The following is a 7,387-nucleotide window of genomic DNA, read 5'->3' on the forward strand; positions in this document are numbered from 1 at the left end:
CTCGTGGGCCCGGAGATGTGCAATAGCGACAGACCCCGAGCAGTGCGGCGTCAGCGTGTCTCACCGCCTCCCGGCGGCTCCGCCGCGCGAGGTCGACGGCCGCTGCCCGGGTCCGCCGTCGGAGCAGGCTCCCGGCGACGGTCACGAGCGACGCCAGCTCGATCACCGAGACCCAGCCGTCGCTCCACCCGCCGTCGATCCCGCGGTACTCGCGGCGGACCTCGGCGTCGACCCCGCCGTGGATGAACTCGTCCTCCAGCCGGACCGTCGGCTCGTCGATCCCGGGCACCGTGTGGCGGAGCCGGAACCAGTCGTAGTACTCCTCGTGGGCCTGTACCGCGGTGTACGCCCCGTCGGGGGACTCGTACGCCCGGACGTGGTCGCGCACGCCGAGGTACGCCCCGTCGTGGAGCTCGAACGTCTCGGTCAGCCAGACCCCGCCCGCGGGCCCCTCGACGTAGCCGTACCGCGTCGAGCTGCGGGCGTCGGCCCAGTCGCGCTCGACGAACGCCCGCACCTGCTCGGCGTCGGCGGTCGTCTCCGCCTCCGTCTCGTCGGTCTCCTGCCAGTCGGCCTCCGCGCCGCCCTCGATCGCCGCGCGCGTCGCCGCCGCGTCGGCGTGGAACACGACGTTGATCGCGAGCGTCCGCCCCTCGACGGACGTGCTCCGGCTCGTGTACGGCCACAGCCGGTATCCGCCGTCGACCGCGATGAGCGACTCCTCGGGGACCGTCGACGCCGCCGGCTCCTCCGCGGGCGGCCCCGCCGCCGACGGCCCTTCCGCCGGCGGTCCGCCGAAGACGCCGGAGAGCGCGAGTCCGGCCACGACGACGGCGAGGAGCCCGACGGCGACCGTCGTCCGCTTCATGCCCGCTCCCTGGGAGCCCAGCTAAAAACGCCTTCGGATGATCGGCGGGGCCACCTCTCTCGACGGTGCGCCTGCCGAACCCGCCCTTACCACGTCTCGACGTATCCGTCCCGCACGTCCTCCGCGCAGCCTTCACAGTCGGGATGGCCGGCCTCGAAACACGACGGTCGTCCCTCGGCGTCGACGGCGACCGCCCGCCGCTCCGCGTGCCGCCGACAGACGATCCGGGCGCGTCCCTCGTCGTCGGTCGGGAGATCGTACCGCTCCGCCCCGCCGGCGTCGCCGTCGGGGTCGCCCCTCCCCTCGGCGTACGCCCGCTTCGCCTCCTCGAACTGCTTGCCCGCCCTGCGGAGCTTCCGGCGGATGACGCGTTCGAGTCGGTCGTCCATGGGAGGTCGTATCGGCGCGTCGGATATAGGTCCGTTGGCGATACGAGGCTAATCGATCCGCGGATGGCGGAATCGGCGTATGAGATTTATAAATAATCGTTGCCGTCGCGGTGAACACCTCCAAAGCCCCAGTCGCTCGCCTATAAACGTTCGACGACGGATCGACGGTGAGCCACTCCAAAGCCCCAGCCGTGAGGACGACGCACGCTCGCTGCGCCCCTCAGTCGCTCGCGGTGCTCGCTCCCTGCGGTGCTTTCGTCGCCTGCGTCGTCCCCACGGCTGCCCCTTTGAGTCCCACCCCGCACGGCACCGCACAGCACCTCATACCTCCCCAGCCTCGTCGCTGGCTCCCGAAGCGAAGCGGAGGGTGCCAGCGACTCCCTCGCACGCTCTCCTCGCGGTCGCCGAGGGCGACCGCTCGGAGGCGCGCGCCACCGCACGTCTATTTATAAGCAAATCTCGCGGCCGGTCGAGGAATTTTAAAAGGCGCTGCCGTGACTGCCCGCGACGCCTTTCCACCGGAAGTTCACGTCGTCGCTTGCGGGCGCTTCACGTGGTACCGTTCCACTTGAAACGAAGCCCGCGTGCGGCGTACGTGCGTCTGACGCGCCCGGCTATCGACAACCCGAAACCGCCAGAAGAGCGCGCCAGCCCGTCTGAACCGACCACTTTCACCGTGGTTGCGGGATTTTTAATACCGTGAGGAACCAACCGTCGTACGCCTCCCATTGAAACACGACCGGAGGCGGAGACACCCCATGAGCGAACTGCGACAGGAAGCGGAAGCGATAGCGGAACAGTTCTCGGACCACCTGAACGTGGACGCCGACGAGGTCGAGGAGCGGCTGGAGAACCTCGTCAACGAGTACCGCGTCCCGGTAGACGAGGCGCGCCGGAGCGTCACCAACAGCTACCTCGAAGACGCCGGGATGGAGCGCGACGAGCTTGGCCGCGGCGGCAGCGAGTCGGTCCTCGTCAACGAGATCGACGAGGACGAACAGTGGGTCGACCTGCGCGTGGAGCTGGTCGACCTCTGGGAGCCCCGCAGCGACTCGATCTCGCAGGTCGGGCTCCTCGGCGACGAGTCGGGCACGATCAAGTTCGTCGCCTTCGAGACCTCCGACCTCCCCGAGCTGACGGAGGGACAGGCGTACGAGCTCTCGAACGTCGTCACCGACGAGTACGAGGGCAGCTACTCGGTGAAGCTCAACCGGACCACCGGTATCACCGAGATCGACGAGGAGATCGAGGTCGGCGACAACGCCGACACCGTCGAGGGAGCCTTAGTCGACATCCAGTCCGGCTCCGGGCTGATCAAGCGCTGCCCCGAAGACGACTGCACGCGCGTCCTCCAGAACGGCCGGTGCTCCGAGCACGGCCAGGTCGAGGGCGAGTTCGACCTCCGGATCAAGGGCGTCCTCGACGACGGCGAGACCGTCACCGAGGTCATCTTCGACCGCGAGGCCACCGAGGAACTCACCGGCATGGGCTTGGAGGAGGCCAAGGACATGGCGATGGACGCGCTCGACACCACCGTCGTCGCCGAGGAGATGGGCGACGACGTGCTCGGGCGCTACTACCGCGTCACCGGCCCCACCTTCGGCCGGTACGTCCTCGTCGACGAAATGGAAAAGCCCGGGAGAGTCGACGTCGAGAGCGCGCTGATCGAAGCGAGGTCGATTTAAATGAGTCAATCCGCACCCACCCGAGAGGTCGCCCGGCGCGTGTTCGCGAGCGAGTTCAACGACGCCGGCTACACGTTCACCGAGTCCGACGACGAGCGCGCCCCCGTCTACGCGCTGTTACCGACGGGCGAGTCCTCGAACCGCGTGTTCTTCGTCGGCACCCTCACCGAGAAGGAGGACGTCGGCGAGGACGCCGAGTACTGGCGCGGCCGCATCGTCGACCCGACGGGCACGTTCTTCGTGTACGCCGGCCAGTACCAGCCCGAGGCCGCCTCCAAGCTCCGCGACCTGGAGGCGCCCGCCTACGTCGCAGTCGTGGGGAAGCCCCGGACGTACGAGACCGACGACGGCACCGTCCGGGTCTCCGTCCGCCCCGAGTCGATCACCGAGGTCGACGCTGTCACCCGCGACCGCTGGGTCGCCGAGACCGCACGCCGGACGATCGAGCGCGTCGCCGCGTTCGACGACGAGGGCAACGAGTACGCGCGGATGGCCCGCGAGGAGTACGACTTCGACCCCGAGACGTACAAGGCCGCCGCGCTGTCGGCGCTGGAGGACCTCGATGACGGCGACGAGCTCGCCGGAGACGCCGCGGGCGAGGGCCTCGACGACGGTGACGCCACCGACGACGCGCCGGATCCGGCCGGGACGCCGGAGCCCTGACCGGCGGCGGATCCGCCCGAGACGCGGGCGAACTCCGGCCGCTCCGTGAGGAGACCGGGCGTCTCACTCCCGAAACACGCGGTGTTCCCCCTTTCCCTGCTACCGTCTGACAAACGCTTAAGTGGCTCGCGAGGGGACTCTGCCGGTAATGGGCAACAAGAACAAGACGATCTCGTTCCGCGTCAACGAGGACGCGTTCGAGGCGCTCCGCGACATCGCCGAGGAGCGCGACATCTCGCTGTCGGCGGTGTTCCGGGACTACGTGGACACGCTCGTTGCCCACGACGGACAGGTCCGCGCCGTCCCGGAGGCGGAGCTCCAGAGCGAGACCGAGACCGGCGAGGTGTTCCCGCCGCGCGTCGAGGTCCCGAAGAGTTTCGTCCGCGAGCACGAGCGGCTGGAGCTCGAGGCCGACCACCTCCGCGAACAGCTCGAAGAGCACAAGCGGTACATGAACCACCTCCGCGAGCAGCTGGACGACGACGACGAGGACGTAATCCAGTTAGAAGAACTCGACGGCGAGCGCGGCGAACGCGGCGAGCGCGACGAACCCTCCTTCCGGCTCGGGTAGCCGGCGCCCGGTCGCGCTCGTACACGCTGCTTCTGTCGCTCTGATCGACCCCGCCGAGCCGCGGCCTCGTCCTCTGTTGTGGTTTCGATCTCTCGGCAAACCGTCCGGATTGTCCGTTACTGTTCGGCGAAACGGCCGATCGGCGAAAATATTGCCGGACTCGGCGCGAGTTATCCAAAACCGTCCGGTTCTCTCCGAATCTGATGGACAGTTTCTCAGCGCGCCCACTGATTTCTGATTATAATAAACTATGTACGAAAACGATATTACCCGGGCGGCGAACCGTTTGCACATGAACAGGTGGGTTCGACCGTGAGCGTATTCGACAGGGCGTACGACGATCCGGTCCGCGTGCTCGACGAGGACGGCGAGGTCGTCGGCGACGTCCCCGACCTCGACGAGGAGGAACTCGTCGAGATGTACCGACTTATGCGGCTCGCCCGACACTTCGACGGCCGAGCGGTGAGCCTCCAGCGACAGGGGCGGATGGGGACGTACCCGCCGCTGTCGGGGCAGGAGGGCGCCCAGATCGGCTCCGCGACGGCGCTCGCCGAGGACGACTGGATGGTTCCCTCCTACCGCGAGCACGGCGCCGCCCTCGTCCGCGGCCTCCCGCTGAAACAGACGCTCCTCTACTGGATGGGCCACGAGGCCGGCAACAAGGCGCCCGAGGACGTGAACGTCTTCCCGGTCGCGGTCCCCATCGCCTCGCAGGTCCCCCACGCCACCGGCGCCTCGTGGGCGTCGAAGCTCCGCGGGACCGACGAGGTCTTCCTCTGTTACTTCGGCGACGGCGCGACCAGCGAGGGCGACTTCCACGAGGGGGTCAACTTCGCCGGCGTGTTCGACACGCCGACCGTCTTCTTCTGTAACAACAACCAGTGGGCGATCTCCGTGCCCCGCGAGCGGCAGACGCGGAGCGCGACGCTGGCCCAGAAGGCGGAGGCGTACGGGATCGACGGGGTGCAGGTCGACGGGATGGACCCGCTCGCGGTGTACAGCGTCACGACGGCCGCCGTGGAGAAGGCGCGCGACCCGGAGACCGACCGCCCGCGTCCGACGCTGATCGAGGCGATCCAGTACCGGTTCGGCGCGCACACGACCGCCGACGACCCCACCGTCTACCGCGACGACGACGAGGTCGAGCGCTGGAAGGCGAAGGACCCGATCCCGCGGCTGGAGGCGTACCTCCGGTCGGAGGGGATCCTCGACGACGAGCGCGTCGCGGCGATCGAGACCGCGGTCGAGGAGCGCGTCGCCGACGCGATCGACGCGGCGGAGGCGGCCGCGCGGCCGGAGCCGAGCGAACTGTTCGAGCACGCGTATGCGGAGCTCCCGCCCGAACTGGCGCGGCAGCGGGAGGAGTTCGCGGCCTTCCGCGAGGCGCACGGCGACGAGGCGTTCTTGGAGGAGTAAATGAGCGACACACAGAACCTCACCGTCGTACAGGCGGTACGTGACGGGTTGTACAGCGAGATGCGCGAGGACGACGACGTCCTCGTGTTAGGCCAAGACGTCGGGAAGAACGGCGGCGTCTTCCGCGCGACCGAGGGGCTCTACGACGAGTTCGGCGGCGACCGCGTCGTCGACACCCCGCTCGCGGAGTCGGGCATCGTCGGCGCCGCGGTCGGCATGGCCGCGATGGGGCTCCGGCCGGTCCCGGAGATCCAGTTCTCCGGGTTCATGTACCCCGGCTTCGACCAGATCGTCTCCCACATGGCCCGGTTCCGCGCCCGGAGCCGAGGTCGGTTCACCGTCCCGATGACGCTGCGCGCCCCCTACGGCGGGGGGATCCGCGCGCCGGAGCACCACTCCGAGTCGAAGGAGGCCTTCTACGCCCACGAGGCCGGACTCAAGGTCGCTATCCCCTCGACGCCGTACGACGCCAAGGGGTTGCTCGCGGCGTCGATCCGCGACCCCGACCCGGTGATCTTCCTCGAACCGAAGCTCATCTACCGCGCGTTTCGCGAGGAGGTGCCCGAGGAGCCGTACGCGGTCCCGCTCGGGGAGGCCGCGACCCGCCGCGAGGGCGACGACGTGGCGGTGTTCACTTACGGCGCCATGACGCGCCCCACGCTGGAGGCCGCCGAGAGCCTCGCCGAGGAGGGGATCGAGTGCCAGGTCGTCGACCTCCGCACCGTCTCCCCGCTGGACCGCGAGGCCATCGTCGACGCCTTCGAGCGCACCGGCCGCGCGGTCGTCGTCCACGAGGCGCCCAAGACGGGCGGGCTCGCGGGGGAGATCACGGCGATCATCCAAGAAGAGGCGCTGTTGTACCAAGAGGCGCCCGTGAAGCGCGTCACCGGCTTCGACGTGCCGTACCCGCTGTACGCGCTGGAGGACTACTACCTCCCGACCGCGGCGCGCGTCGAGGACGGAATCCTGGAGGCGGTCGAGTTTTAAGATGGCTCCCGAGGATATCCATCCCATGACCGCCGATGCGATCCGACGCGCGACCGTCGAGGAGAGTCACCCATGACGGTTAAAGAATTCAAACTGCCGGACGTCGGCGAGGGCGTCGCGGAGGGCGAACTGGTCTCGTGGCTCGTGGCTCCCGGCGACCGCGTCGAGGAGGACCAACCGGTCGCGGAGGTCGAGACCGACAAGGCGCTCGTCGAGGTCCCGTCGAGCTACGACGGGACCGTCGAGGCGCTGTTCGTCGATGAGGGGGAGATGGTCCCCGTCGGCGACGTGATCATCTCGTTCCGCGTCGACGAGGGCGGCGCGGGCGAGGGGGCCGACGATTCCGGCTCCGCCGCCGAGGGGAGCGAGACCGCGAGCGGCGACGGAGAGGCTGAAGCGCCCCCGGACGACGACGCGGCCGAGGCCGAGCCAGACACGCCCGCGGGCCGGACGTTCGCGCCGCCCTCGGCCCGTCGTCTCGCTCGCGAACTCGGCGTCGACGTCGCGGCGGTTGACGGGAGCGGTCCCGGCGGCCGCGTCAGCGAGGCCGACGTGCGAGCGCACGCCGAGGGCGACGCCGGAAACGCGGATGCGGACAGCGCCGAATCAGACGAGGCGCCCGCGCCGACCCCGACCGACGTCGGCTCCGGCGACCGGCAGTCGGCCGTGAGAAAGCGCGGTGACGACGGACCGGCCGAGTCCGCGGCGACCGCCGTCGGGGCCCCCGATCCGGCCGGCCGCGACACGGCGCTCGCGGCGCCGGCGGCCCGGAAACTCGCGCGCGCGCTCCGCGTCGGTGGCGCCGCCG

8 protein-coding genes are annotated in these 7,387 nt (G+C 69.5%); 6 read left to right on the forward strand and 2 right to left on the reverse strand.

Annotated elements, in window-relative coordinates; all coding sequences use genetic code 11:
• A partial coding sequence (locus tag OQF71_RS13030) for a hypothetical protein (protein WP_280588188.1) occupies positions 1 to 868 on the reverse strand: 868 nt, incomplete at its 3' end.
• Positions 869 to 954: 86 nt separating this feature from the next.
• Positions 955 to 1,257 carry a hypothetical protein gene (locus OQF71_RS13035; RefSeq protein WP_280588189.1) on the reverse strand — a complete coding sequence of 101 codons (303 nt, stop codon included), beginning with the start codon at positions 1,255 to 1,257 and terminating at the stop codon, positions 955 to 957.
• Between the two features lie 758 nt (positions 1,258 to 2,015).
• Between OQF71_RS13035 and OQF71_RS13040 the strand changes: the two genes are divergently transcribed.
• The 6 genes from OQF71_RS13040 to OQF71_RS13065 form a co-directional block, all read left to right on the forward strand.
• Positions 2,016 to 2,942 carry a replication factor A gene (locus OQF71_RS13040; RefSeq protein ID WP_280588190.1) on the forward strand — a complete coding sequence of 309 codons (927 nt, stop codon included), beginning with the start codon at positions 2,016 to 2,018 and terminating at the stop codon, positions 2,940 to 2,942.
• Entirely contained in the window at positions 2,943 to 3,605 is a 663-nt protein-coding gene (locus OQF71_RS13045) for a DNA-binding protein (RefSeq protein ID WP_280588191.1), read from the forward strand. It begins immediately after the preceding gene.
• 148 nt (positions 3,606 to 3,753) lie between these two features.
• The gene (locus tag OQF71_RS13050) at positions 3,754 to 4,176 is read left to right on the forward strand and encodes a CopG family transcriptional regulator (RefSeq protein ID WP_280588192.1); all 423 of its coding nucleotides are present in this window, start codon (positions 3,754 to 3,756) and stop codon (positions 4,174 to 4,176) included.
• 312 nt (positions 4,177 to 4,488) lie between these two features.
• Complete coding sequence (pdhA, locus tag OQF71_RS13055) at positions 4,489 to 5,592, forward strand: pyruvate dehydrogenase (acetyl-transferring) E1 component subunit alpha (RefSeq protein ID WP_280588194.1); 1,104 nt, start codon at positions 4,489 to 4,491, stop codon at positions 5,590 to 5,592.
• Entirely contained in the window at positions 5,593 to 6,579 is a 987-nt protein-coding gene (locus OQF71_RS13060; protein ID WP_280588195.1) for an alpha-ketoacid dehydrogenase subunit beta, read from the forward strand. It begins immediately after the preceding gene.
• A gap of 72 nt (positions 6,580 to 6,651) precedes the next feature.
• A partial coding sequence (locus tag OQF71_RS13065; protein WP_280588196.1) for a biotin/lipoyl-containing protein occupies positions 6,652 to 7,387 on the forward strand: 736 nt, incomplete at its 3' end.

Source organism: Halorubrum sp. Boch-26 (assembly GCF_029889805.1).
Lineage (GTDB): Archaea > Halobacteriota > Halobacteria > Halobacteriales > Haloferacaceae > Halorubrum.